This window comes from Amycolatopsis sp. GA6-003 (genome assembly GCF_046267895.1).
Taxonomy (GTDB): Bacteria; Actinomycetota; Actinomycetes; order Mycobacteriales; family Pseudonocardiaceae; genus Amycolatopsis.
Genome location: NZ_CP176499.1, coordinates 8,975,178 through 8,998,606, shown reverse-complemented (window position 1 = coordinate 8,998,606; position 23,429 = coordinate 8,975,178). Strand labels below are relative to the sequence as shown.

Sequence of the window (23,429 nt, the reverse complement as noted above, 5' to 3'; positions counted from 1 at the left end):
CGCGGTGTCCAGACCACCATCCAGCAAAAGGAACCCGGTGCACCAGCTCACTCTCGGCGTCGTCGCGCATTCGCGGAAACCGGACGAACGCCGGCTGCCCATCCACCCCTGGCATCTCGAGCGGATCGACGCCGACCTGCGCGAGCGCATCTACCTCGAATACGGCTACGGCAAGGACTTCGGCGTGCCCGACGAGCAGCTGAAGGGCGCCGTCGCGGGGTTGCGCACGCGGGAGGAGCTCATCGCCGAATGCGACGTCGTCCTGCTCGCCAAACCGGTTCCGAGCGACGTCGCCGAACTCCGGCCGCACCAGGTGCTGTGGGGCTGGCCGCACTGCGTCCAGGACCGGGAACTCACCCAGCTGGCCGTCGACCGCAGGCTGACGCTGATCGCGTTCGAGGCGATGAACCACTGGACCCGCGACGGATCCTTCGGGCTGCACGTGTTCCACAAGAACAACGAGCTGGCCGGCTACTGCTCGGTCCTGCACGCCCTGCAGCTGACCGGGTCGACCGGCGACTACGGACGCCGCCTCCGTGCCGTCGTCATCGGTTTCGGCGCGACCGCACGAGGCGCGGTCACCGCGCTCAACGCGCACGGCGTGCACGACGTGCGCGTCCTCACCGGCCGCGGCGTCGCCGCGGTCGGCTCGCCGATCCACTCCGCGACGATGGTGCACTTCCAGCACGACGCGGACACCCCGGGCGATCCCCGCCGCAGCCACGCGCTCACCGACCGGGGCCGGGTCCCCCTCGCCGGGTTCCTCGCCGAGCACGACATCGTCGTCAACTGCGTGCTGCAGGATCCCGGCGAGCCGCTGACGTTCCTCGGCAAAGCCGACCTGGACGCGTTCGAACCGGGCAGCCTCATCGTCGACGTCTCGTGCGACGAGGGCATGGGCTTCAGCTGGGCCCGGCCCACGTCTTTCGCCGACCCGACGTTCGAGGTCGGCGCGGGCATCACTTACTACGCTGTCGACCACAGTCCGTCCTACCTGTGGAGTTCGGCGACCTGGGAGATCAGCGAGGCGCTGCTTCCCCTCCTGCGGCCGGTCCTCGACGGGCCCTCCGCGTGGGGCGCCGACGACGTCGTCGGACGCGCCGTCGAGATCCGTGACGGCGTCATCGCGAACCCGGCGATCCTCGCCTTCCAGCGGCGTTCCGCGGAATACCCCCACCGCGCGACGTAGCCGTCGGCGCTGCCGGTCCGGCCTCGTCATCCGGCTTCCCAGGTCGGGAAGACGCGGTACCGCGCTCGCACCGGCGGGACGGCTCATCCCGGGAACAGCACACTCGCCAGCACAACATGCACCGCAGTACCGCCGACAATGCTCAGCACCGCGTTGCGGCGCCACCAATGCAGCCCGATCGTCACCGCCAGCGCGATGGTCGGGGCCAGCGCGCTCGGGGACGTCCACGAGACGTCTCGCAGGCAGTAGACCAGCAGGATCACCATCACGCCCGCTGGCATGCGGGTGCTCAGGTACTGCACGGTCCGGCTGGCGCGCAACGGGGCCAGGACCGCGAACGGGAGCGCGCGCAACCCCCACGTGACCGCGGCGGAGACCGCGACCGCGGCGAGCAGGTAAGCGGGGTCAGGCATTGCTCACGCTCCGTTCGGCCACGACGCCGCGGACGATCAGCCCTCCCGCGAACAACAGGAAAGCCGCCAGCAGCAGCTGGCCGGGGAAGAGCACGCGGGCCAAGACCGCGCTCAGGGCGGCTAAGACGGGAGTCGGCAGATCGCCCTTGCGGTCGCGGACGGCGTCGAGCGCCAGCACGACGAACAAGGCCGTCATGGCGAAGTCCAGGCCGACGACGCTGCTGGGGATCAGCGACCCGAGCAAGCCGCCGACCGTCGTTCCGCTGACCCAGAACAGGTGCAGGAACAGTTGCAGCCACAGGATTCGCGCGCCGTTCCACTCCCGCGCACTGTCCGTTGTGGACAGTGCGTAGGACTCGTCGGTGAGGGCGAAGGTGCTGTACGCGCGGGCCGCGCGGCCGCGCACGCGGTGGAGCGGGAAGGACAGGGCGTAGAACACGTGCCGGACGTTGACCAGGAACGCCGAGAGCCCGATCGACGCCAGCGGAGCCGCCGTCGCAGCCAGGCCGACGAGCAGGAATTCGAACGAGCCCGCGTAGATGAACGTGGTGAAGATCGTCGCCCACCACCAGGCCAGGCACGAATGCGTGAGGAACGCGCCGAACGCGAGCCCGAGCGGGACCAGGCCGATCCCGACGGACCCGCAGTCCTTCAGCGCGGCCAGCGCGGGCGAGCGATCACGGACAGCCAGGTCGGACACGGTTTCCACGCTGGGAACACTACGTCAGCTCTCGGCTAATGTGGTGTCCGATCATGGCGCTAGAATGCCCTCGTGGGCAAGATAGTGAAACTGGATGCGCTAGATCGGGAAATATTGTTTCACCTCCGGCAAGACGGCAGACTGACCAACGTCGACCTCGCCAAGCGGGTCGGGCTCACCCCTCCCCCGTGCCTGCGCCGGGTCAAGCGCCTCGAGGACGCGGGGGTGATCGCCGGCTACCGCGCGGTGATCGACCCCGGGGCCGTCGGCCGGGGCCTGGAGACGCTGATCGACCTCGAGGTCTACGCGACCGACCGGGCCACGATCGAGGCGCTCGAGGACACCATCGCCTCCTACGAGGAGGTCATCGAGTTCCGGCGGCTCTTCGGCCGCCCCGACTACTTCATCCGCGTCGCGGTCGCCGATCACGCCGCGTACGAGGAGTTCCAGACCCGGAAGCTGTCCGGGCTGCCGGGCGTCCTGCGGGTCACGTCGCACTTGACGATGAAGAAGATCAAGGGCGACGCCTGACCACGTCCCGGGGAACACCTCGGCGCCGTCCGGCGTTGAAGGAGTGAGCACGCCCATCTCTGAGCGGGGCCCGCACGGCGGGGCCCCGTTTGCCGTGTCAGGGGCCGGAAATCCCTCCCGCCCCGAGACTGGCGAGTGATTGAGGTGGGCACCATGGACGAAAACCTGGCCTGGCAGATCGCGCTGGCGCTGCTCCGGGTCGCGATCTCGTGGCTGGCGCGGCAGGCAACGGCTCCCCGGCTCGAGCGCCGCGCCGCGCCGAGGAAGACCCGCTGAACTCCCCCTGGACGTCGGGTTGGGCGCCGCCGCCCAGCCCGACGTTCCTCCAGGTCACTCCATTCGCAACACGATCTTGCCGAGCTTTCCCGGCGATCCCAGCCGGACATACGCCTCCGGCGCCTGCTCCAGCGGATAAACGCTGTCGACGGGAACCGTGAGCCGACCTGCCGCGAGTGCGCCCAGGAGCCATTCCCGCAAGCGGGTCGCGAGGACCGCCTTCTCGACGGTGCTGCGGGCCCGGATGGTCGATCCGAGCACCCGGCCGCGGACCCGCATCAGGTCGAACAGCCGCAGCGACGCTTCCTCCCCCGCGCCGACTCCGATGACCAGGATCCGGCCGTACGGCTTGAGCCACCGCACCCGGCGCAGGCAGTCCTTGCCGCCGACCAGTTCGACGACGATGTCGTACGGGCCGTTTTCCTCTTCCTGGTCCGGGGTCACGACCGTCGCGTCCGGGACCAAGGCCTGGACGGCGGCGTGCGATTCCGGGCGGCGCACGCTCGCCACGACGTCCGCTCCGGCGAGCGCGGCGACCTGGAGCATCGCGGTCCCGACACCCCCGGCCGCGCCGGTGACCAGCACTCGGTCGCCCGGGCGCACGCCGGCCTGCTCGACCAGCCCGTCCCAGGCGGTGCTGAACGCTTCGGGGAAACCGGCCGCGCGGACGTCGTCGACCGAGTCCGGGATCGGCAGCAGCAGGCTCGCCGGAACCGCGATGCGTTCGGCGTGGGCGCCGCCGCCGACCACCGCCATCACCCGATCTCCGGCGGCCCAGCCGGTCCCGGCCGGTTGTTCGACCACCCCGGCGATTTCGAGGCCGGGGATGTCGTCCGGCCAGCCGGGCGGAGCGGGGTAGGCGCCCCGGGCCTGCTGCAGGTCCGCCGCGTTCAGTCCGGCCGCGCGGATCCGGACCACCACATGGTCGCCGTCCGCAGCCGGGTCGGGCGCATCGCTGAGTCCGAAGGTGCCGTTCTTGATCTTCACCGCACGCATGGGCCCAGCTTCGCAGATCTCCTCAGGCGTCGTGCTTTGAGGCCGAACCGCAGCCGCCGAGCGAGCCAGTGCCCGGCCCAGCAACCGTTGAGCACCCGCGTCGGCTCGTGCCCGGGCATGCCCAGGATTCCCCTCGCCGACAACGCGCAAGACCGGGCAACCCGCGGGATCCCTTGCACGGCGCGACGCGGGTCAGGACTGCCGGTCCATCGACCCCCAGTCCGCCGGGGCCTCCTCCGCCACCAGGCGGCGCGCTTCGTGCATCACGGCGTCTTCGATCCACGCCAGCGGTTCGGCGTCCACGATCAACGGCTCGTTGTCCGGGCCCCGCGCGATCTCGCGGCCCCGCAGCAGCCACGGGCGCACGCCGGGGCCGCCGCGTTCGCGCAGGTGCTGGTAGTCGTGCAGGCGCCGGGCCAGCCACAGCCGGAGCGAGCGGCCGCGCCACCACGGCTGCCGGGCCAGCGAGTTCGCCGACAGGCCGGGCAGCAGCATCCCGGTGAGCCCGTCGCGGCTTTCCTCGCCGGAGCGCAGGTCCGCGTCCGGGCCGCGCGACCACCGCACGTACAGGTCGTCCTCTCCGGCCCGGCGGAACGCCGAGACCAGTTCGTCCAGGTCGCGCACCACGGGCAGCCGGTCGTCCCATTCCGTCATGGGCGCGGGATTACCCACGTCCGCCGGAGGCAATCAGCGCGCGACGACCCGGACGCCGCGCAGCAGCGGGTCCACCGGGTCGGGCAGGAACATGCCCGCTTCCACGCCGCTGCGCAGGTAGTCGAGCACCGGGCGGGTCAGCACTTCGCCGGGCAGCACGGCCGGGACGCCCGGCGGGTACGGGCTCATCGTCTCGGCGGCGATCCGCCCGGCGGCCTTCTCCACCGGGACCTGTTCGGCCGGGCCGAAGAACGCGTCGCGCGGCAGCATCGCCTGGTCCGGTTCCAGGTCCTCGGGATCCGGCAGGTCCACCGGTTTGGCGCGCGGCAGTTCGTCGGCGTGCTCGGAAAGCGCCCGCAGCGCCTCGACCAGCCGGGCGGCAGTGCTCTCGTCGTCTCCGACGGTCAGCTGGGCGGCGATCCGGCGATGGTCCGACAGCCCGGCGTCGACGCGCTGGTGTTCGCGCAGCCAATGGTTCGCGTCGTAGCCGGAGCAGCCGAGTTCCGACACGTCGATCAGCAGTTTCAGCGGGTCCCGGTCGTCCGCGCGGCCGGGGCCGAGAAGCTCGGCGTCGCCCAGCACGGCGATCCCGGGGATCCCGGCCAGCCGCTCCCGGGTGCCGGCGGCCAGCCGGAGCACTTCGTCGAGCAATTCCTTTCCGTGCTCGACCATCTGCCGGCGCCAGCCGTCGAGCCCGGCGTAGATCAGCGACGACGGGCTGGTGGTGTCGAGCAGATCGGCGCGCATGGCGAGCACGTCGGCGTCCACCAGGTCGCCCCGCAGGTGGTAGACCGAGCCCTGTTCCAGGCCCGCGCCCATTTTGTGCACGCTCGTCACGCACAGGTCGGCGCCCGCGTCCATCGCCCACGCCGGAAGGTCCGGGTGGAACGGGAAGTGCGCGCCCCAGGCCTCGTCGACGATCAGCGGAGCCCCGCGGTCGTGGCAGATCCGCGCGACGCCGCGGATGTCCGCGCAGGAACCGTAATCGGTCGGCGTGATGAGCAGCATTCCCTTCGCCTCCGGGTGTTCCGCGAAGGCCGCCTCGGTTTCGTCCGGACCGGGCGGGTGGGCGAAATGCCGGTCCCGGTCCCAGCGCGGGGGCACCCACACCGGGCGGACGCCGCTGAGGATGAGCCCGGCCACCACGGATTTGTGCGCGTTGCGGGAGATCAGCAGCTCTTCGCCGGGACCCGCGACCGACAGCATCGCCGATTTGACCGACAGCGAGCTGCCGCAGGTGGAGAAGAACGCGCGGTCCGCGTGCACCGCGTCCGCCATCAGGTCCTCGGCCTTGGCCAGCACGCCGCGGTTGAGCGCCCGGTCGTCCAGGCCGTTCATCAGGATGATGTCCGAGGCGAACACGTCGCGGCCGACGATCTCCGCCAGCCGGGGGTCCACGCCGCGGCCCTGCTTGTGTCCGGGCGGCAGGAACGACACGTGCCCGGACGCGCGGAACCGCCGGATCGCCTCGAGCACTGGTGCGCGGGAATGATCGGCCACGCGCCCGGCATACCCAGTCCGGCGAATCTCAAACCCGGGAGCGTTTCGCGGGCCCCGATAGGGGTAGTCCGTGGTGGTCTTCGCACGGAGACGGAGGAATCATGACTCAGATGACAGAAGAACCGAAGCCGGCCGGCGGCCTCGCGGCGCCGCGGCGCACCTGGCCCGGCGACCACGACCCGACGGACCAGAACTGGCAGGAGGTCGGCGACGAAATCGAGCTGATCGCCCAGCGGGCCGGACGGACGTGGCAGCAGCCCGAAACGGACTGACCGCATCCCGAGCCGGGCGGCGGCGAAGACGAGGAACGGGCAGGCGAGGGTGCCTGGACGTACTCCGGTCTTCGCCTTGCGCGGGCTTCCGGCCGGCTTCGCCGCGTCTCCGTCGGCCGTCGATCGGCGCGGCTCAGCGCGCCGCGGATCGGTCGGCCGGCGTTGCCCGCCGACTGGCCGGAATGGACGGACTCTTCGGACGGTCCTGCTTTCCCGCCGTTCTCCCAAACTTCGGCGGCGCTCCCCGTTTCCCGGTGAAGCGGGCCGTTGCCGAAGCCCGGAAAGCGTTGCTGAGCAACGGGCACGACCCCGGCACGAGATCGAGGCGGCCGACCTCGACGCGTGCGCGGTGGAGGTCGGCTGGAAGGCCGATCAGCCGCAGCCGGCCCTGCTCTACCGTTCCGGGTCTATTGTGGACCCAGCACCGACCTGCTCAGCCACTACCGGCCAGAGCGAACGGACGCGGTCGCGAGTCCAGCCGCAGCTGTCCGAGGACAGGTGCGCGGTCAACGTGCCCTCGGCCGTCGAACGGGACCGGATCGCCAGCGTCGTGCGGGCGCGCGTGTCCTTCGGCCCGGCTGCCGCGACGACCTGGCCGATGACCGGGCCGAACGCGTACGGTTCGGGCCAGTCGTCGGGAACGTATTCGTAGAACGGCACCGCGTCCGGAGGCTTGAGGAACGCGCGGACTTCCGGCGTCGGGAACCGGCAGTGGCGGCGGCAGTCGCGCAGGACGTCGCGGACCTCGACGGCGTATTCCGGGGTCAGCCGCGGCGGTGGGGCCGGGAGCGGAACGTACGCGGTGAGCAGGCACGGCCCCAGCATCCGGCGCCACTCCGGGCGGTCGCGCAGGCTGAAGACGGTGGTGAACGCCAGCGGCCCCGGGCCGGTGTGCGGGCGCATCGCGCAGGCCAAGGCGGCGAACAGCGTGGTGGCGGGAGTCGTGCGGTGCGTCCGCGCGAACCGGTGGACCGCGTCCAGTTCGGCTTTCGAGAGCAGCGTGGCGCGCTCGGCGTACGGCGGGCCGGTCCCGTCCGGCCGGACTGCCGCGAACTCCTGGGCCATCGCGTTTTCCCACCACGCCCGGTCTCCGGCTTCCGTCGTCTGGCGCAGCCGGTCTTCGGCGGCCGCGTAATCGCCGTACTGCGCGGCTGGCGCGGGCGGCGCGGCACCGCCCAGTTCGGCGGAGTACAGCGCGGCGAGTTCCCGGCAGGTGGCCCAGACCGTGCTCGGATCGGCGACCAGATGGTGCAGGTGCACGGTGAGCAGTTCTCCGCGCACCAGGCGGATCACGAGCGGTCCGGAATCCGGCGGCACCGGTGCGTGCAGGCGGTCGGCGACGTCTTGGCACACCTCGAAAACCGGCGGGCCGGGCGGCGACACCACCTGGGCGTCCTCGGTCACCCGGGTGCGCAGGATTTCGTGCCGGGCCACGAGTTTCGTCAACGCGGCGGCCAGGACGTCCGGGTCGAGCGGCGCGCTCAGCCGGAGGACAGTGTTCATGGTGAACCACTGCCCGGTGAAGTCCGGGCCGTAGTCCAGCATCACCCGCTGGAACACCGAGAGCGGGCGGGTGTTCACGCGGCCAGCTCCGCCGGATAGTCGGCGATCCCGGGCAGCGCGCGCACCAGGTTCTCATGCATCTCGGCGAGCAGTCCGGCGGAGAACCCGCTGTCCCGCCAGGTTTCGTACGGGAGCCCGAAACCGAGCCGCTGCCAGACGTCGGCGTTGCGCTTTTCGGCTTCTCCCAACGGTTCCAGCAGCAGCAACGGCGTCGCGGCCCACAAGGAGTCCAGGCAGGTGCCGCCGCCGGGCTTGCTGACCATCGCCCGCGCCGAGCGGACCAGCTCGAACGAATCCGGATGCGCCTCGCCGCGCGTGTAACTCTCGCGGTTCGCCGGCCGGAGCGGCGGGAAGCCGTTGTCGTGCCAGGGATGCCACTCCGGATCGAGCAGGAAGTGCCGGATCCCGGGCCGGGAGTCCACATCGGACTCCCGATAGGCCAGCACGTCGAGGGCGAACCCCGCGTCGGCCAGTTCGGCGACGTGCTCGCGATAGGTGCCCATCCCCCAGCCTCCGCCGTGCAGGTACAGCCTGGGCTCGCGCTCCTCCCACGGCAGCGGCGGGCGGGCGCTCACCGGCACGCTGCACGGCACTGTCATCGACGCGCCGTCCACCAGGAAAACGTCCTCGTGCGGCACCTGCCATCCGGCGGCTTTCCGGAACGACGGCGAGGCGATCGCGTCGATATGGCAGAGCACCACGCGTACGGTGCGACCGCGGGCGAGGTAGCGTTCGACGATCGGCAGCCAGAAACCGGAGAAGAGCACGAAAGTCTCGACTTGCTCGACGTCCCAGCGGGCGAAGAGTTCGGCTTCGGCTGCCGGGTCGGTCACCGCGGCGGGGTCGGTCGCGAGGCGGTGCCCGGCTTTGGCGAGGCGGAAGTCCCGATGGAAGGCCCATTTCATCTCGGCGGTGGTGGCCAGTTTCCGTTGCGGCAGCAGCCGTTCGAGGACGCTGACGTCGGCGGCCGCGCCGCGTTCCCGCAGCCGCTGGGCGAGCAGGAGACCCGGCACGTGCACGCCGAGCGCCACGCCGGAAGTGAGCACTTCGATCACGAAAACCTCCCCAGAAAGGCCAAAGCCCGGCGCAGATGCGCGGTCGCCAGCTGGATCGCCGCGGGCTCGCCGCCTCCGCGCGGCACCGTCTCGACCAGCATGATCAGGTACAGATAGCACCGGTACAGCGCGAGCCGCACGCGGACCGCGTCGTCGAAGACCAGTTCCCCGCCTGCGTCCCGGTAGCCGCGGCAGAAGTCGGCGTCGCGTTCGATGTCGCCGAAAAGCGCCGTCGACACCAGGTCCGCGAGCGGGTCGCCCCAGAACGCGCGTTCGCCGTCCACGAAACCGGTGATCCCGGAGCCGCCCAGCAGGATGTTGCCTTGCCACAGATCGAAGTGGACCAGCACCGGCGTCCGTACCGCAGACAGGACGTCGGTGCGCGCCAGGAGCGTCGTGCGGATCTGGTCGAGCGGGAGCGCGACGGCGAATCGTTCGGCGTCAGCCAGCGCTGCGGCCAGCATCGCGGTGAAGGCGGTGCGCCAGCTCGGCGAAAGCCTGCCGGGGTAGCCGAATCCGGTGCCGGTGATCCGGTGCAGGCCGGCCACGAGACCGCCGAGTTCGGTCCGCCGCGCGGCGCGTTCCGCGGGAGGCAGCCGTCGAGTGGCCCAGCTGTCGCCGGGGAGTTCGGTCATGACCAGGACGTCGCCGTCGACCAAGCGTCCGGAGAAGTCGGTGTGCACCACGCGCGGCACCGGCACGGCAGCAGCGGCCAGTTCGTAGAACCGCGCTTCAGTGCGCAGCAGGTCGCGCTCGTAGGTCAACGCGGGCGCGTCGGGCGGCGGGGACACCTTCACGACCAATCCGGGCGGCCGGACCCGGTAGGCAGTGTTGAAAGTCGCTCCGGTCAGCGGCGTCCATTCCGCCTGCCGCACCCCGGCCTCCGCGAGCACGTCGGCGATCATCTGGTCTCCATTCCGGCCGCCGAGATCGCGTCGAGCAGACCGGCGCGCAGACCCGCGCTCTCGCCGGGGCGGGCCATCAGCGCGCAGTAGATCCGGCCGCCCGGTGCCGCGAGTCCGCTGCCGCCGACCAAGACGACTCCGGGCACCGTGCAGCCTCGATAGCGGAGCCTGTGCAACGCGCGGAAAAGGTCGCCGATTCCCTTGCCTGGCGGGACTTTCAAGTCGAACCGCCACAGATGGCAGCGCAGGCCGTGCGGACGGACGCGGCGGTCCAGCAGCAGCGACAACAACCCCAGTGACCGGCGAGCGTTGATTTCCAGCACTGGCACGAGGGTTCCGTCCGTGCGCACCATCGCGTCGATGCCCACCGGTCCCCAATAACCCGCCGAGGCCAGGGCTTCGGCCACCGCGGCGAGGGTTTCGGCGTAGCCGGCGGACGCCAGTTCGGCGAGCAGCGCGTCCGGAGCGGGCTCGGATCCGGCGTGCCGGAAGCCGCGGTTGTGCATCACTTGCACGCCAAGCGTTTCCCAGCGTCCGCTGGGTTCGAGGTGCAGGTGCGCCGAGAAATCCGTGCGCCGGTCGTACCGCGGCTGGACCAGGAGTTCGACGCGGGCCTGCTGTTTCTCCAGCGTGCGCGTGATCGCGCGCAACACCCCGGGCGTGGTCACTTCCAGGGTCGCGCGGCCGGACACTCCGTACGGGTCTTTCACCACGCTCGGCCGGGTGCCGACCGCCTCGGCGAGTTCGGCCGCCGACTGGACGACGACGCCCGCGCCAGGCAGTCCGAGCGAGGTGGCCAGCGCGTGCGACCAGGTCTTGGAATTGACCTCGGCCACCGTTTCCGCCGCCGGAAACCGGTGGGCGCGACCGAGTCGGGCGGCCAGCGCGACGGTGTCCGGCAGCACCGCGTAGGGAGCCATTTCCGGCCGTCCGGCGAGCGTCTCCGGGGCCACCGCCCGCTCGACCGGGGTTCCCGGCGGCGCGGGCACCACGCGATGGTCGAACTCGATGCCGCAGCCGGCCAGCGATTCGCGGATCTCCGGCGCCGGGGCGCGGCGGGTGAGCAGCAGGTCGCCCGGCGCACATCCCGCGGCGAGCAGTTCGTCCATGGCGTCGGCGTCGGCGCCGCCGGGCGCGGCGGGCAGGGCGGCCAGGTCCGCGGGCCGCCACCAGCGCTCGGCGTCGAAGGTGCCGAAGTGCGCCGTCGCGGTCATGACGCCGCGAGCGTCCGCAGGAACCCGGTGAACCGGCCGAACACGCGCAGGTCGTCGAGTTCGAGGTGTTCGTAGTCCAATTGCACGCCGAGTTCGTCCTCGACGCCGAGCAGGAAGGAGATCATCTGCAGGGAGTCCAGGCCGTAGTCGTCGACGAGGTCGGCGTCCGGGCCGATCTCCTCGGCGGCCGTCCCGTTGTCCAGCACGGCGACCAGCACGTCGGTGACCCTGCGTTCGAGGTCTGCCACGGCGTTCACACTCCGTTGAGGTAGAGGAGGACGCACCGCGAGCAGACGGGCATCATCCCGTTCGCGCCGAGGATCCGGCGGACCTCGCGGAAGGATTCGTTGTGCCACAACTGCACCGGATCCGTTTCGTACAGGTTGCCGACGACGAACTCGGGGAAGAACTTGCACGAGCTGACGTTGCCGTCGGCGTGCACCTCCATCCGGTTCGACACCGCGAGGCACCGGCTGCGGTGCTGGGCCGGTTTCGGCGTGCCGAGCACGAAGTCCTCGACCTCGTCCGGTTCGAGCTGCGGCTGGTAGCGGATCCGCACGCGCCACCGCCGGGAAGCCAGCCGCGCCATAGATGCGCGCAGGTCCGGCAGGCATTCCGGGGGCAGCCGGTAGGTGTAGGAATGCCAGGTCGGCCGGGCGGTCCCGGTGTCCGGCCGCAGCCAGGCGAACGACTCGGCGTAGACCCGGTCCATGGCCTCGGTCACCTCGGGGCTGATGTACCAGGGGAACTGGAAGTACACGGTGTTGACGCCGAGGTCTTCGGCCCATTCCATGAATTCGTACATCGTGTGCACGGTCCGGTGCGACACCATGCAATTCACCGAAACCTCGCCCGCGAAAGCGCCTTCGCGCTTGAGGCCGAGCATCAGTTCGATGTTCTTCGTGGTCCGGGCGAACGTGCCGCGGCCGCGCAGGTCTTCGTGGTCCGCTCCGAGGCCGTCGAGGCTCACCAGCAGGTTGAGGTGTTCGCCGAGCTTCAGGAGATGGTCGAGGTTGCGCTTGAAGAGCAACCCGTTGGTGCAGACGGTGATCGTGCGCGGCGAACGGCGCAGCAGCTCGGCGATGTCGCCGAACCGGCTGTGCATCAGCGGTTCGCCGCCCCACACGAACACCTTCGAGCGGACGGATTCCGTGGCGTCCAGCAGCTTCGCGACGATGTCCACGTCGAGTTCGGTCCGCTGCTTGGCGGTGTCGAAGTCCCGGAAGAAACCCTGCTCGCTCCACTGGTAGCAGTGGCTGCAGCGCAGATTGCAGCGGTAGGTCAGCTGCAGGCACAGTTCCCTCGGCAGCGGCGTGGCGTACGCGGGGTCTTCGGCGACGGCCCGGCGCGCCGAAGAGCGGATCGCCACGGTGTGCTTGAGATCGGCGAATTCCTTGGCAGTCAACGTTCTGGTGGTGAGCGGACGCATCGGTCGTCCCCCTCGGGTGCGGCTCGTTCCGAGGTTAGGAACACCGAGGAGGCGGCGGCACCCCTACGCCGGGCGGCAGGGGAAGACCGCGGAACCGGGACAATCGCCGCCAGCCGGGCACGGGGCTTCCGGACGCGGGGACCCGCTCCCCGCGTCCGGGAACCGGTCAGGCGGTGGCGCTCTGCAATTTCAGGGGATTCTTCGGCGCGTCCGGCCGCGCGTCGATCATCCGCTGTCCCAGTTCCTGGAGCCGTTTGCGGCCCATCGCCGAGCGGACCTCCGGGAACCAGTCGTCCTCTTCTTCCTCGACGTGGTGGCGGACGTTTTCCGTCAGCACGGTCACCTTCGCGTCGAAAGTCTCGTCCTCCGGGTCCAGGTCCAGCAGCTCCGACAGCATCCACACGACGACGTGGTGTTCCTCGACGCTTTCCAGCACGTGGTCCTTGGTCTCCGGCACGGCCTCCCGCGCCGCCGGGTAGAAGATCTCTTCCTCGATGTAGGCGTGCACGGTCAGCTCTTCGATGATCGAGTCGACGATGCGGCGCTTTTTCCGGTGGGCGTTCTCCCCCGCTTTCTCGAATTCCTTGAACAGCTTCTCCACCGTCTTGTGGTCGTTCTTGAGCAGCACGATCGCGTCGGTCGACATCGGCGTCCTCACAGTGCGGTCCGGGCGCGGGCAGCGCGGGGTGGGCCGCCCGGCGTTTCTTGGCCCGCGGATTACCCTTTTCCCGCCCGGGAAAACGTCGTTTGCGCGCGGGCGGGCGGGGGTACTCCGATGCCCCCGACCCCAGGAGACCATCGGTGAACGACCAGACCGGCGACGTGCTGACCTTCGGCATCGAGGAGGAGTTCTTCGTCGTCGACCGCGAGGGACGGCTGGCCCCGGCCTCCGACGTGGTCGACCACGCCGCGAAAACGGGCGGCGACAACGGCGAGCTGCAGCGCGAACTCATCCAGTCGCAGGCCGAGATCGCCACCGACGTCTGCCGGACCCGCGACGAGGCGCTGCGGCGGCTGCGCGAACTGCGCGAGGACTTGGCCGGGGCCGCGCGCCGGCGGGACTGCCGGCTGCTGCCCGCGGGCGCGCCGCCGGTGCCGGAAGAGGGATTGCCGGGAGTCACCGCGAATCCGCGCTACCAGCGGATCGGCGAGCATTTCGGGGCCACCGCGCGGACGTCGCTGACCTGCGGCTGCCACGTGCACGTCGCGATCCCGGACAAGGAGACCGGCGTCCTGGTGCTCGGGCGGATCCGTCCGTGGCTGCCGGTCCTGCTGACCGTGACCGCGAATTCCGCGATCGCCGACGGTTACGACACCGGATACCAAAGCTGGCGCTACCAGCAGTGGAGCCGGTGGCCCTCGGCCGGCCCGCCGCCGCGGTTCGCGTCGCTCGACGAGTACGAAAGCGTCGTCGACGCGTGGCTGCGCTCGGGCGCGATCCTCGACCGCGGGATGGTCTACTGGGACGTCCGGCTCTCGGAGAAGCAGCCGACCATCGAGTTCCGCATCGCCGACGTCGCCGCGACGCCGGAGGAAGCGGTCCTGCTCGGCGTGCTGGCGCGCGGCCTGGCCGCCACCGCGCTGGACGACGACGCTCCCCCGCCGGGCCTGCCGAACGAGGTGCTGCGCGCCCAGCTCTGGCGGGCGTCGCGGGACGGCGTCAGCGGCTGTTGCCCGCACCCGCGCAGCGGCGATCTGGAGCCGACGAAGGCGGTGCTCGCCGACCTGGTCGAGTTCGCCGCGCCCGCGCTGGAATCCGCCGGGGACCTGGAGTTCGCCGCGGAAGCGACGGCGCGGCTGTGCGCCGAGGGCAGCGGCGCGGACCGGCAACGGCGGCGCTTCGCCGAACGGGGGCGCGCGGAGGACGTGGTCGACTTGCTCGCGGGCTCGGCCTGACCGGCGACCGGTCCGGAACAGCAGACACCGGGGACCGCACGCACACGGTGAAGACGACGCGAACATGCTCGCCCCGCCAGTGCCAGGCTGGTCAAGCAGCAGGCACCGACGACGGGCGCTCACCGGCGCGAGCACATCGACCGGCCCGGGATGGTGAAAGGCGAATCTGGAGATGGCGACGGCGGGCGTTCACCGGCGCGAGGGCGGCGAGCAAGCTGGCAGGGCGGTGAAGGCGGGGCTGGCAGTCCCCGCCCCGCCCAACCGCGGCCGGTCAGCGCCGATGTGCCCAAGCCGCGGCCAGGCAGTACGCGCCGAACGCGGCGAGGCCCAGCGCCACCACGGTCAGCAGCACCGTGCCGAACGGCTGGGCGGCGAGGGTCTTCAGGCTGGCGTCCAGCCCGCCCGCCTGTTTCGCGTCGGCGCGGAAACCGGCGTAGCCCAGCAGGAACGCGGTCACCGCGAACACGACGGCCTTGGCCAGGTACCCGGTGGTGCCGAGGCGGCCGACCCAGCGGCGCGTCTTGCCGGGCAGTCCGGCGGGGTCGAGGTCCTCGAGGAAAGTCTGCTTGACGCCCTTGACCCCGGCCGCGACGGCGACGCCCAGCACCACCGCGGCGGCGAGCACCACGAGGGCCGGGCCGGCGGGCAGCTGGAGCAGCTTCGCGGTGAACTCCTGCTGGGTCTGGTCGCTCGAACCGCCGCCGCCGGCGCCCGCGGCCAGGCGGAAGGCGGTGCCGCCGACCGCGAGCACGACGATTCCCCGCGCGGCGGCCCCGAGCCGTTTGCGCGTGCGCTTCCCGCCGCTGGTCCAGGTGTAGCCGGTCGAGGCCATCAGGAACTGCCACAGCCCGAACGCGACCAGCCCGGCGGCGAGCACCCACAGCAGGACCCGGCCGAACGCCGTCGACCCGACCTCCTGCAGGGCGCCCTTCTGGTCGGTCTGCTCGCCGCCGCCGAACGCGACCCGCACGGCGAGGTAGGCGAGGATGAGGTGCACGAGCGCGTAGCAGGCCATCCCGGCGCGGCCGAGCAGCTGCGCGGTGTCGGTCTTTTCGCCTCGGGCGACCTTGTCGGCGATCCGGTTCATGGGGCGGGGATACCCGCTGTGGTCCCGGTTCACTGAGCCAGGTGGCGCAATCCACGACCGGGTCACCGCGGACGCGTCCACAGCGGACTCCGGGCGCCGGGAGGTCAGGGAACCGTGCCGGTTTCGGGCCGCGCCGGGAGCGGACGGCTCGCTCTCCGCCGGGTGCGCGCGGGCAGGGCGGCTTCGTCGAGGTGGTGCACGACCGGGAGCACGCGGTTGAGGCCCAGCAGAGCCAGCGGGCGCAGCACGGCGCGGTGCGGGGCGACCGCGGCGAAGCCCACTCCGCGGCCGCGGGCGTCGTCCGCCTGGTCGGCGAGGAATTTCAGGACCCGAGCCGAGCAGAAGGGCACCTCGGTCAGGTCGATGAGCAGGGTCGCGGGCCGCAGCCCGAGTTCGCCGGACACGATCCGGCGAAGCCAGGGAACGTCGGCGGCGTCGAGGTCCCCGGCGAGGGTGACGACGGTCGACTTCGGGGTCCGGGTCAGGGTGGTCGCGGGACGGCGGGCGGGACACAGGACGGTCAGGCTCAACGGCGAGGCGTTGCTGTGCATGGTTTTCGTTCCCTCCTCGCGAATGCGGGGTGGGGACCGGGAACACGCGGTCACGGCCGGGACGCGGGAACTCCCCCGTTGGCTGGTGCGATGCGAGCGATTGCCCGGCTGACCGGCGATGCCGCCAACATACCTTCGGGGCGCCCGTTCTGCGCAACCCTGCCTCACCCGCGCGGCGGTACGCGACGGTCCGCACTCCGCAGGGAACCGGGGCGGAGAAAGGTCCGTGCCGTCAGGCGTTCCGGATCCGCCGGTCGATTTCCCGGATCACCGCCAGGCTGCCGTATTCGGCGTTGGACAGCAGCGCCACGTCGAGGTTCTCCGCCGGGTAATGGCGCGCGATGCCGCCGGCGCCCGCGTTGCCGCCGTCCTTGTAGTAGTTCCGCACCGAGCCGTCCGGGCCGAGGGTGAATTCCAGGCCGAAGCCGAACCAGACGTCGCCGTGGTGCCGCACCTGCGGGGTGAGGAACTGCTCGGTGCGCTCGGCCGACAGCAGTTCGCCGGCGCGGACGGCGCGCAGGAACCGCACCAGGTCGGCGACGGTGGCGTGCGCTCCGCCGTCGGGCGAGCCGATCGGCGGATAGCTGAAGATGTTCTGCTTCCACCCGGTGATCCGCCCGTCGGCGCCGGTGACCGGATCCCAGCCCTCGGCCACGTCCGGCGCCGCTTCCCGGCGGTCGAAGAAGTCCGACGCGGTCATGCCCGCCCGCGCGAAAACGGCGTGCCGGACGTGGTCGCGGTAAGCGGTCCCGGTGATTTCCTCGATCGCGAGGCCGACCAGGACGTACCCGGCGTTGCAGTACCGGCAGCCCTCCCCCGGCGGGAAATTCGGCGGTTTGGCGGCGAAGTTGGGCAGGTGGTCGCGGGTGCGCGTCACCGAATAGACCGGCTTGTCGACCCACAGCGCCTCGTAGCTCTCCCCGGCCTCCTCGTCCGCGTCGTCGGCGATCCCGGAGGTGTGCGTGAGCAGGTGCCGCACGGTCACGCGCGGCGAGATCGTCGTGCCGGTCAGCTCGACGATCCCGCTGATCGGCGTGTCGAGCTCGAGCCGCCCTTCGTCCACCAGCTGCAAGGCGGCCACCGCGGTGAAGAGCTTGGTGATGGACGCCGTGTCGAACCGCAGGGCAAGCCGGTTCGGCACCGCCCATCGGCGGCTGGCCTGGCCGTACGCGCCGGAAAACACCACGCGCTCGCCCTGGCGGATCAGCACCGCGCCGGAGAATCGGCCGGCGGCGGCTCGGGAACTCAACCAGGCGTCGAGGCCGGAGAAAGGCATCTGCCGAAGGTAGCTCATCCGACCGTGACCACCCTCGCCCATTCCGGCGGGGCATCGCCTAGCCGTCCTTTCGGAAAGCCGCCGGACGGCAGGCGTGCGGGGACCCCGGGCGCGGAAGGCCCGGGGTCCCCCGGCACTGGTCACTTCGCCTTGTTCTTGACTTCCTTCGCTTTCCCCTTGAGCGAGCCCTTGACGTCCTGCGTCGGCGAGTACGTCCCGTACAGCGCCGGGTCCGGCTTGGGAGCCGTGCCGGGGCCGCCGAGCGGTTTCGGGTCGGTGAGGTACTCGATGCCCTCCCCGCCGAAGCTCCAGCCCGCCTTCGCCCCGTCCGGGCCGTCCGACAGGTGCCACACCGTGTTGTTGTGGTCCTGGTTCTCCTCGTCGAACAACGCGTTCGGCGCGATCTCGCTCTCCAGGCCGTCCGCCTTCAGTTCTTCGATCGCGGCCAGCCACTGCTTCTGGTGCACGGTGTCGCGCGCGAGGTTGAACTGCAGCATCGCCTTCACGCCGGGGTCGTCGGTCATCCGGTACAGCCGCGCGGTCTGCAGCCTGCCCTGCGCCTCGGCCGCCGCGTTCGCCCGGAAGTCGGCGAGCAGGTTGCCGGAGGCGACGATGTACTTGCCGTTCCACGGCGTGCCGTTGGAGTCTGCGGGCAGCGCGCCGCCGCCGGCCACGATCGCCTGCTGCGGGTCCATCCCGCCGATCACCGCCGCCATCACCGGGTCCTTCACCGCTTCCGCGGTCGCGGTGGCCGGCGCGCCCTCCAGCAGCCGCGCGACCATCGTGGCGAGCATCTCGACGTGCCCGATCTCCTCGGTCGCGGTGTCCATGATCAGGTCCTTGTACTTGCCCTCGATGCGGCAGTTCCAGCCCTGGAACAGGTACTGCATGGTCACCGTCATCTCGCCGAACGCGCCGCCGATCAGCTCCTGGAGCTTGTGCGCGTACACCGGATCCGGCTTTTCGGGCTTGGCCTCGAACTGCAGCAGCTTGGTGTGTCGGAACATCAGCGTCCTTTCCCGGGGTGTCGAGCCGGGCGGCCTGCCCGGCCGGTCCGGCAGGAGTGCCCCCGATCCCCCGGCCTACACCCGGCGATCGGTTGATTTTTCACGGAGTCCGGCGCGGCAGCGGCGTGGTGGCCGGGCCTTCGAGCACGCTGCCGTCGACGTCGAACCGCGAACCGTGGCACGGGCAGTCCCAGCTGCGTTCCGCGGCGTTGAACCGCACGAAGCAGCCGAGATGCGTACAGCGCAGGGAAACCGCGTGCAAGGCGCCTTCGCGGTCTCGGTAAACGCCTTTGCGGCCGTGTCCGTCCGCCAGCACCTTCGCCTGGTCCACGGCGATGTCTTCGGTGCTTTTCGCGTCGGCCGGGGCGAGCCGGTCGCCGACGAAGTCCTTCGCCACCTTCGCGTTCTGCTGCACCAGTTTCGGGGCTGACCGCAGCGAAATCCGTTGCGGGGAAAAGAGGTCTCGATGCGGATTGGCCGATCCGGTGATCCCGTCGGCCACGACGGCCGCGGCCGCGGTGCCCATCGCCAGCCCCCATTTGCCGAACCCGGTCTCGACCCACAGCTTCCGGGCGCCCGGGAGGTACGGCCCGGCGAGCGGGATGCTGTCGTAGGCCTTCGGATCCTGCGCGGACCACCGGTGCGTGACCGCGTCGAGGTCGAAGTGCCGCGCGGCGAACTCGCCCAGTTCGGTATAGCGGGCGAAGTCGACCGGATCGCCCGCCGGATGGCCCTGCCCGCCGACGATCAGCCGGTCCTCGTAGGAGGCGAAAGACCACAATGGACTCCCGGCGCTGATCGCCAGGTCCTGCGGCGGTGTGCCGGATTTCAGGGTCGCGGCCACGCAATACGACCGCTGTACCTCCAACCGGGGGAAGAAAAACCCTCGATCGAGGATCGGATAGTGCGTCGCGACGACCACGTTCTCGGCGTCGAGTTCGCCGTCGCCGGTCGTGACGTGATACGGCGGCGCGGCGCTGACGTGCTGCACCCGGCTGTTCTCGAAGACCCGCCCGCCCTCGGCCTCGACGGCGTCGGCGAGCCCGCGCACGTAGTCGGCCGGGTGGAGCGCGAGCTGTTCGGGCAGCCGCACCGCGCCGTGCACCGGCACCGGCAGGTCGAGCGTCGTCGTCCACTCGACCGGCAGACCGGCCTGGCGCGCCGCTTCGTACTCGGCCCGCACGGTGTCCACCTCGCCGGCGTCCATCGCGAACGTCGCGGCGGGCAGCCTGCGGAGCCCGCAGTCGATCGGCTCGGCCAGCTCCGCGACCAGTTCCACCCCGGCCTGCGCCGCCTCGGCGTAGGCCGTCGCGGTGGCGGCGCCGTGCTCGCGGACGAGCGTCGAGTACACAGTGGACTGCAAGGCGGTGACCTTGGCGGTGTTGTTGCCGCTGGCCCCCTCCGCGACGCGCCCCGATTCGAGGACGACCACGTCGACCCCTCGGCGGGCGAGCAGCAGCGCCGTGGTCAGTCCCGCGATGCCCCCGCCGAGAATGGCGGCTTCGGCGCGTTCCCGGCCGCTCAAGGACGACCGGCTGGTCGCCGAGGCGGTCGCGAGCCAGAGGGATTGGTCTGCGGTAGTGGTCATCAGAGGCTCCGCCGGGTGCCCATCGGGAGGACGCCGAGCACGATCATCGCCAGGGCGAGGCCGAGATGCAGCCAGTTGTCGGCGTTGTTGACCGGGATGAAATTGGCCGCGCTGCCGTGGTCGACGACCAGCCCGTACACCCACAGCGCCAGGTAGACCACCCCGCCGACGACGAGGAAGTTCTTCGCCCCGGCCGGCGTGCGGGCCAGCGCGAGCCCGGCGACGCCGAAGGCCAGGTGCACGAGGTTGTGCAGGATCGACACGCTGAACAGCCCGAGCAGCAGCGCGCCGGAATGGTGCCCGGCCACGGCGAGCTGGTCGTACTGCGTGGTGACGCCCGGGACGAACCCGAGGATGCCGACGAGCAGGAACACCGCGCCCACTCCGGCGGCGACGAGCTGGCGCGGCGTGCGCCGCGCAACGGCAGTTGACATGTCCGGAGCCCTCCCTGAATCGCCCGCGCCGGGTCCGGCGCGGAGTCGTCCGGATAACCCGTGCCGGACCGGGCAAACCTCGGACCCTCGTCCGGGGACGGGAGATCCGGTGGTCCAGCGGGCAACCGGCGTCCGGAATCCGGTTTGAACCGGGCCGCCGCGGGCAACCGCGAGCATGCGACTGCGGCGGAGCGAGCTGTCCTCGCCAGGCATCCAGCGGCAGCGGCGCGGCCGCGGCTTCCGGTACCTCGCGCCGGACGGCTCCCCGGTGACCGACCCCGAGGTCCTCGAGCGCATCCGCGGTCTCGTGATCCCGCCCGCCTGGCGCCGGGTGTGGATCTGCCCGCATCCGGACGGGCACGTCCAGGCCGTCGGGACCGACGACGCGGGCCGCCGCCAGTACCTGTACCACTCCGAATGGCGGCGGGCGCGCGACGAGGAGAAGCACGACCGGGTGCTCGCGCTGGCGAGCGAACTGCCGGCCGTCCGCGCCGCCATCCGGGAGGACCTGCGCCGGCGGCGCCTCGACCGCCTGCGCGTCTCGGCCGCCGCGCTGCGGATGATCGACCGCGGCGTGTTCCGCAGCGGCGGCGAGGAGTACGCCGAAACCAACGGCTCCCACGGGGCGACCACGCTGCTGCGCGAACACGTGAAGATCAGCGGTGCCGAGCTGACCTTCTGCTACCCCGCGAAAAGCGGCCTGGTCCGGTCGCTGAGCCTGCACGACGCCGAACTCGCCGCCGTCCTCAAGTCGCTCCGCCGCAGCCGCACCGGCACCTCGCGGCTGTTCGTCTACCGCGCCGACGACGGCTGGCACGAACTGCACGCCAGCGATGTCAACGAACGGTTCAAGGAACTGGCGGGCGAGGAATTCACGGTGAAGGACCTGCGGACGTGGCACGCGACGGTCCTCGCCGCGGTGTCCCTCGCCGCCCAGGAGACGCCGACCTCCCAGCGCGGCCGGGCGCGCGCGGAAAGCGCCGCGATCAAAGAAGTCGCGGAGGAACTCGGCAACACTCCCGCGGTCGCCCGGCGTTCGTATGTCGACCCGCGCGTACTGCGGGAATTCGAGCGCGACAACACGATCCGCCGAGCTCTCCGCAAGGCCGACGCGGACGGGCTCGCGGAGGAGGAACTGCGGGAGCGGATGGAGAAAGCCGTGATCCGGCTGCTGCGGCGGGCTTCCCGCGGGTGACCGCCGCTTCCGTCCGCCGGGCCGTACGCAACGCTCAGCAGGATCGGGACACACTCGAAGACAGTGCCCGCGTGGGCACCGGGGTTCGAAATGCTCGCGATATGGCTGGCACTGCCCCGAATGCCCACGATTTTCGCGCCGCCGTCGGGCAGCTCCCCGACCGGCGGCCCGTTCCTTTTCGCCACAGCATATTTCGCCGCGGAATCCCGGCGGCGGTTTTTCCGCCAGTTCCGGACCTCTGCCGCGGGACGAATTCGCGGTTTCGTTTCCGCCTGCGCACCGATCCTCGGGAAAGCGGGCGCCCTTCCGTTCCGGGGGTGTAGTGTCGGCAGTGTCCGAGAGCATCTCGCACGTGGGCGGTCAAGCTCGCGTCGTCCTCGGCCCCAGTCCGGCCGGTGGCAGCGACCGGGGACGGGAACGACCGCCATGTCACCCCACCTCGAGACCGCCGCTCTTTCCGCTCTGAAATCCGCCGAGCAGCCTTCGCGCGCGCCGCGCCTGCGGTCGAAGCCGGCCAGGCCCGTGACGGGACACGTCGACGGCGCGTGGTGGCCCCGCACCCGGGACCTGGGCACGGAACTGCCCGCGCTGCTCGTCCTGCCGGCCTTGCGGCTGGACCGGATCGAACGCGTCGCCTACTGCCTCGCCGACTGGCCGCAGGCCCCGCGCCACCTCACCGTGGACGGCGCGGTCGTCCGGCTCGAAGGATTCCGCTCGCAGCATCCCGGCACCGTGACCGTCGTCGGCGCGCGGGACCGGCTCACGCTGCTGGTCGTGCCACCGGAGACCGAGCCGGCCGACGCCGAGCACATCCTGACGACCGCGGCTCACCGGGACAATCGCGACACTGTCGAGAACCTGCTCGCCACCGGCAACGGACACGGGACCGGCACGGCAACGGACTCCGGCGACGAGGCCGCCCAGCGCTGGGACGCCGAGGGCGGCCGCCTCCCCGCATCGGTCTGACCCCTGCCTCGCGAAACCCGGCGAAACGATCACCCCGCCGGAAGACTTCCCCGCCTGGCAACGGGGAAGGGGTGGCCTCTTCCCGCCCTCCCCCGCGAAGGAGGCCACCCGCCGGAGCGGTCCCGCCCCGGCCGTCAATCCGCCCGCCGGTCCCCGGCCGGCTCGCCGGATCGTCCGCGGCTGTGTGGTCACCGCCGCTGCCGCGGACAGGCCGGGCATCCCCGAGTACGAGGGTGCCCGGCCACCAGTCCGGCCGCGCACGGCTTATCGGCCGCTCACCGCGGGAGCCGCTCTCGACGGCCTGCACCAGATCCGGCCACAATCCGCTAGGAGCAGGATCTTCATGAACCCCGCGAAAACCGCCCCGGGCTTGCCGCGAAGGCCGAAGCCCCTCCGGACTTCCCTCCCCGCCCCAGCACCAGGCTCGTCCGCCCCCGCACTCGCCACGCGACAGCCGAAGCCCCACCAGACTTCCCTCCCCGCCCCAACACCAAGCTCCTCCACCCCCGCACTCGCCCCGCGATGCCCTGTGTCCGGCTGGCGCCGAGCGCCGTCCGGGGACAGGCCGCGTTCTTTCCGGGCCGACCCCGCCGCACCGTCCTGGACCGGGCTCGCGCGGGTTCCCTCGCAGCGCCACGCCACTTGGCGGGCGGACTGGATCCGCCGCCCGGTCGGCGTCCGTTCCGCGGGCTGCTGGGCCTTGGCGAACCTGCCGGAGCGCGAACCCCGGCC

General features: G+C 71.3%; 25 protein-coding genes. 7 read left to right on the top strand and 18 right to left on the bottom strand.

The window, feature by feature from the left end; all coding sequences use genetic code 11:
* Nucleotides 1–37: 37 nt before the first annotated feature.
* A complete protein-coding gene (locus F9C12_RS40725) occupies nt 38–1,189 on the top strand; it encodes a N(5)-(carboxyethyl)ornithine synthase (protein ID WP_409464012.1) in 1,152 nt (383 codons plus the stop codon).
* An 83-nt stretch (nt 1,190–1,272) separates the two neighbouring features.
* Here F9C12_RS40725 and F9C12_RS40720 read toward each other — a convergent pair whose 3' ends face one another.
* Together F9C12_RS40720 and F9C12_RS40715 are read right to left on the bottom strand one after the other, a co-directional pair.
* Nucleotides 1,273–1,602 (bottom strand): branched-chain amino acid transporter permease, encoded by a 330-nt coding sequence (locus F9C12_RS40720; RefSeq protein WP_409179644.1) that lies wholly within the window; start codon nt 1,600–1,602, stop codon nt 1,273–1,275.
* On the bottom strand, nt 1,595–2,311 hold the full coding sequence (locus tag F9C12_RS40715; RefSeq protein WP_409464011.1) for an AzlC family ABC transporter permease: 717 nt from the start codon (nt 2,309–2,311) through the stop codon (nt 1,595–1,597). The genes F9C12_RS40720 and F9C12_RS40715 overlap by 8 nt, the downstream gene beginning before the upstream one ends.
* Before the next feature lie 63 nt (nt 2,312–2,374).
* Here F9C12_RS40715 and F9C12_RS40710 point away from each other — a divergent pair, with 63 nt between their 5' ends.
* Both F9C12_RS40710 and F9C12_RS40705 read left to right on the top strand, forming a co-directional pair.
* A complete protein-coding gene (locus F9C12_RS40710; RefSeq protein WP_409179642.1) occupies nt 2,375–2,833 on the top strand; it encodes an Lrp/AsnC family transcriptional regulator in 459 nt (152 codons plus the stop codon).
* A gap of 153 nt (nt 2,834–2,986) precedes the next feature.
* Nucleotides 2,987–3,109, top strand: a complete 123-nt coding sequence (locus F9C12_RS40705) for a hypothetical protein (RefSeq protein WP_409179641.1) — start codon at nt 2,987–2,989, stop codon at nt 3,107–3,109.
* Between the two features lie 54 nt (nt 3,110–3,163).
* Here F9C12_RS40705 and F9C12_RS40700 read toward each other — a convergent pair whose 3' ends face one another.
* The 3 genes from F9C12_RS40700 to F9C12_RS40690 form a co-directional block, all read right to left on the bottom strand.
* A complete protein-coding gene (locus F9C12_RS40700) occupies nt 3,164–4,105 on the bottom strand; it encodes a zinc-binding dehydrogenase (RefSeq protein WP_409464010.1) in 942 nt (313 codons plus the stop codon).
* Nucleotides 4,106–4,297: 192 nt separating this feature from the next.
* Nucleotides 4,298–4,759, bottom strand: coding sequence for a DUF6098 family protein (locus F9C12_RS40695; protein ID WP_409179639.1), 462 nt, complete (start codon nt 4,757–4,759; stop codon nt 4,298–4,300).
* A gap of 33 nt (nt 4,760–4,792) precedes the next feature.
* Complete coding sequence (locus tag F9C12_RS40690; protein ID WP_409464009.1) at nt 4,793–6,259, bottom strand: aminotransferase class I/II-fold pyridoxal phosphate-dependent enzyme; 1,467 nt, start codon at nt 6,257–6,259, stop codon at nt 4,793–4,795.
* 110 nt (nt 6,260–6,369) lie between these two features.
* Between F9C12_RS40690 and F9C12_RS40685 the strand changes: the two genes are divergently transcribed.
* Nucleotides 6,370–6,531: a hypothetical protein gene (locus tag F9C12_RS40685; RefSeq protein ID WP_409179637.1), complete on the top strand. Its 162-nt coding sequence runs from the start codon at nt 6,370–6,372 to the stop codon at nt 6,529–6,531.
* A gap of 393 nt (nt 6,532–6,924) precedes the next feature.
* Here F9C12_RS40685 and F9C12_RS40680 read toward each other — a convergent pair whose 3' ends face one another.
* The 7 genes from F9C12_RS40680 to F9C12_RS40650 form a co-directional block, all read right to left on the bottom strand.
* Nucleotides 6,925–8,112, bottom strand: coding sequence for a condensation domain-containing protein (locus F9C12_RS40680; RefSeq protein ID WP_409464008.1), 1,188 nt, complete (start codon nt 8,110–8,112; stop codon nt 6,925–6,927).
* Nucleotides 8,109–9,149 (bottom strand): hypothetical protein, encoded by a 1,041-nt coding sequence (locus F9C12_RS40675; RefSeq protein ID WP_409464007.1) that lies wholly within the window; start codon nt 9,147–9,149, stop codon nt 8,109–8,111. The genes F9C12_RS40680 and F9C12_RS40675 overlap by 4 nt, the downstream gene beginning before the upstream one ends.
* Nucleotides 9,146–10,054 (bottom strand): phosphotransferase family protein, encoded by a 909-nt coding sequence (locus tag F9C12_RS40670; protein ID WP_409464006.1) that lies wholly within the window; start codon nt 10,052–10,054, stop codon nt 9,146–9,148. Before F9C12_RS40670 ends, F9C12_RS40675 begins: the two co-directional genes overlap by 4 nt.
* A complete protein-coding gene (locus tag F9C12_RS40665) occupies nt 10,051–11,268 on the bottom strand; it encodes a hypothetical protein (RefSeq protein WP_409464005.1) in 1,218 nt (405 codons plus the stop codon). The genes F9C12_RS40670 and F9C12_RS40665 overlap by 4 nt, the downstream gene beginning before the upstream one ends.
* Nucleotides 11,265–11,516: an acyl carrier protein gene (locus F9C12_RS40660; protein ID WP_409179632.1), complete on the bottom strand. Its 252-nt coding sequence runs from the start codon at nt 11,514–11,516 to the stop codon at nt 11,265–11,267. The genes F9C12_RS40665 and F9C12_RS40660 overlap by 4 nt, the downstream gene beginning before the upstream one ends.
* A 5-nt stretch (nt 11,517–11,521) precedes the next feature.
* Complete coding sequence (locus F9C12_RS40655) at nt 11,522–12,697, bottom strand: radical SAM protein (RefSeq protein WP_409464004.1); 1,176 nt, start codon at nt 12,695–12,697, stop codon at nt 11,522–11,524.
* 166 nt (nt 12,698–12,863) lie between these two features.
* A complete protein-coding gene (locus F9C12_RS40650) occupies nt 12,864–13,343 on the bottom strand; it encodes a hemerythrin domain-containing protein (RefSeq protein ID WP_409464003.1) in 480 nt (159 codons plus the stop codon).
* Between the two features lie 155 nt (nt 13,344–13,498).
* Between F9C12_RS40650 and F9C12_RS40645 the strand changes: the two genes are divergently transcribed.
* A complete protein-coding gene (locus tag F9C12_RS40645) occupies nt 13,499–14,593 on the top strand; it encodes a glutamate--cysteine ligase (RefSeq protein WP_409464002.1) in 1,095 nt (364 codons plus the stop codon).
* A gap of 271 nt (nt 14,594–14,864) precedes the next feature.
* Here the strand turns inward: F9C12_RS40645 and F9C12_RS40640 are convergent, their stop codons facing one another.
* The 6 genes from F9C12_RS40640 to F9C12_RS40615 form a co-directional block, all read right to left on the bottom strand.
* Nucleotides 14,865–15,680 (bottom strand): DUF1206 domain-containing protein, encoded by an 816-nt coding sequence (locus F9C12_RS40640; protein WP_409464001.1) that lies wholly within the window; start codon nt 15,678–15,680, stop codon nt 14,865–14,867.
* A gap of 104 nt (nt 15,681–15,784) precedes the next feature.
* On the bottom strand, nt 15,785–16,231 hold the full coding sequence (locus F9C12_RS40635; RefSeq protein ID WP_409464000.1) for an STAS domain-containing protein: 447 nt from the start codon (nt 16,229–16,231) through the stop codon (nt 15,785–15,787).
* 232 nt (nt 16,232–16,463) lie between these two features.
* A complete protein-coding gene (locus F9C12_RS40630) occupies nt 16,464–17,507 on the bottom strand; it encodes a serine hydrolase domain-containing protein (protein ID WP_409463999.1) in 1,044 nt (347 codons plus the stop codon).
* 140 nt (nt 17,508–17,647) lie between these two features.
* Nucleotides 17,648–18,514: a manganese catalase family protein gene (locus F9C12_RS40625; RefSeq protein ID WP_409179625.1), complete on the bottom strand. Its 867-nt coding sequence runs from the start codon at nt 18,512–18,514 to the stop codon at nt 17,648–17,650.
* A gap of 100 nt (nt 18,515–18,614) precedes the next feature.
* Nucleotides 18,615–20,102, bottom strand: a complete 1,488-nt coding sequence (locus F9C12_RS40620; RefSeq protein ID WP_409463998.1) for an FAD-dependent oxidoreductase — start codon at nt 20,100–20,102, stop codon at nt 18,615–18,617.
* Complete coding sequence (locus F9C12_RS40615; protein WP_409463997.1) at nt 20,102–20,536, bottom strand: DUF4383 domain-containing protein; 435 nt, start codon at nt 20,534–20,536, stop codon at nt 20,102–20,104. The genes F9C12_RS40620 and F9C12_RS40615 overlap by 1 nt, the downstream gene beginning before the upstream one ends.
* 175 nt (nt 20,537–20,711) lie before the next feature.
* Between F9C12_RS40615 and F9C12_RS40610 the strand changes: the two genes are divergently transcribed.
* Both F9C12_RS40610 and F9C12_RS40605 read left to right on the top strand, forming a co-directional pair.
* Nucleotides 20,712–21,731 carry a DNA topoisomerase IB gene (locus F9C12_RS40610; protein ID WP_409179622.1) on the top strand — a complete coding sequence of 340 codons (1,020 nt, stop codon included), beginning with the start codon at nt 20,712–20,714 and terminating at the stop codon, nt 21,729–21,731.
* A gap of 522 nt (nt 21,732–22,253) precedes the next feature.
* Entirely contained in the window at nt 22,254–22,697 is a 444-nt protein-coding gene (locus F9C12_RS40605; RefSeq protein ID WP_409463996.1) for a DUF5994 family protein, read from the top strand.
* Nucleotides 22,698–23,429: the final 732 nt, after the last annotated feature.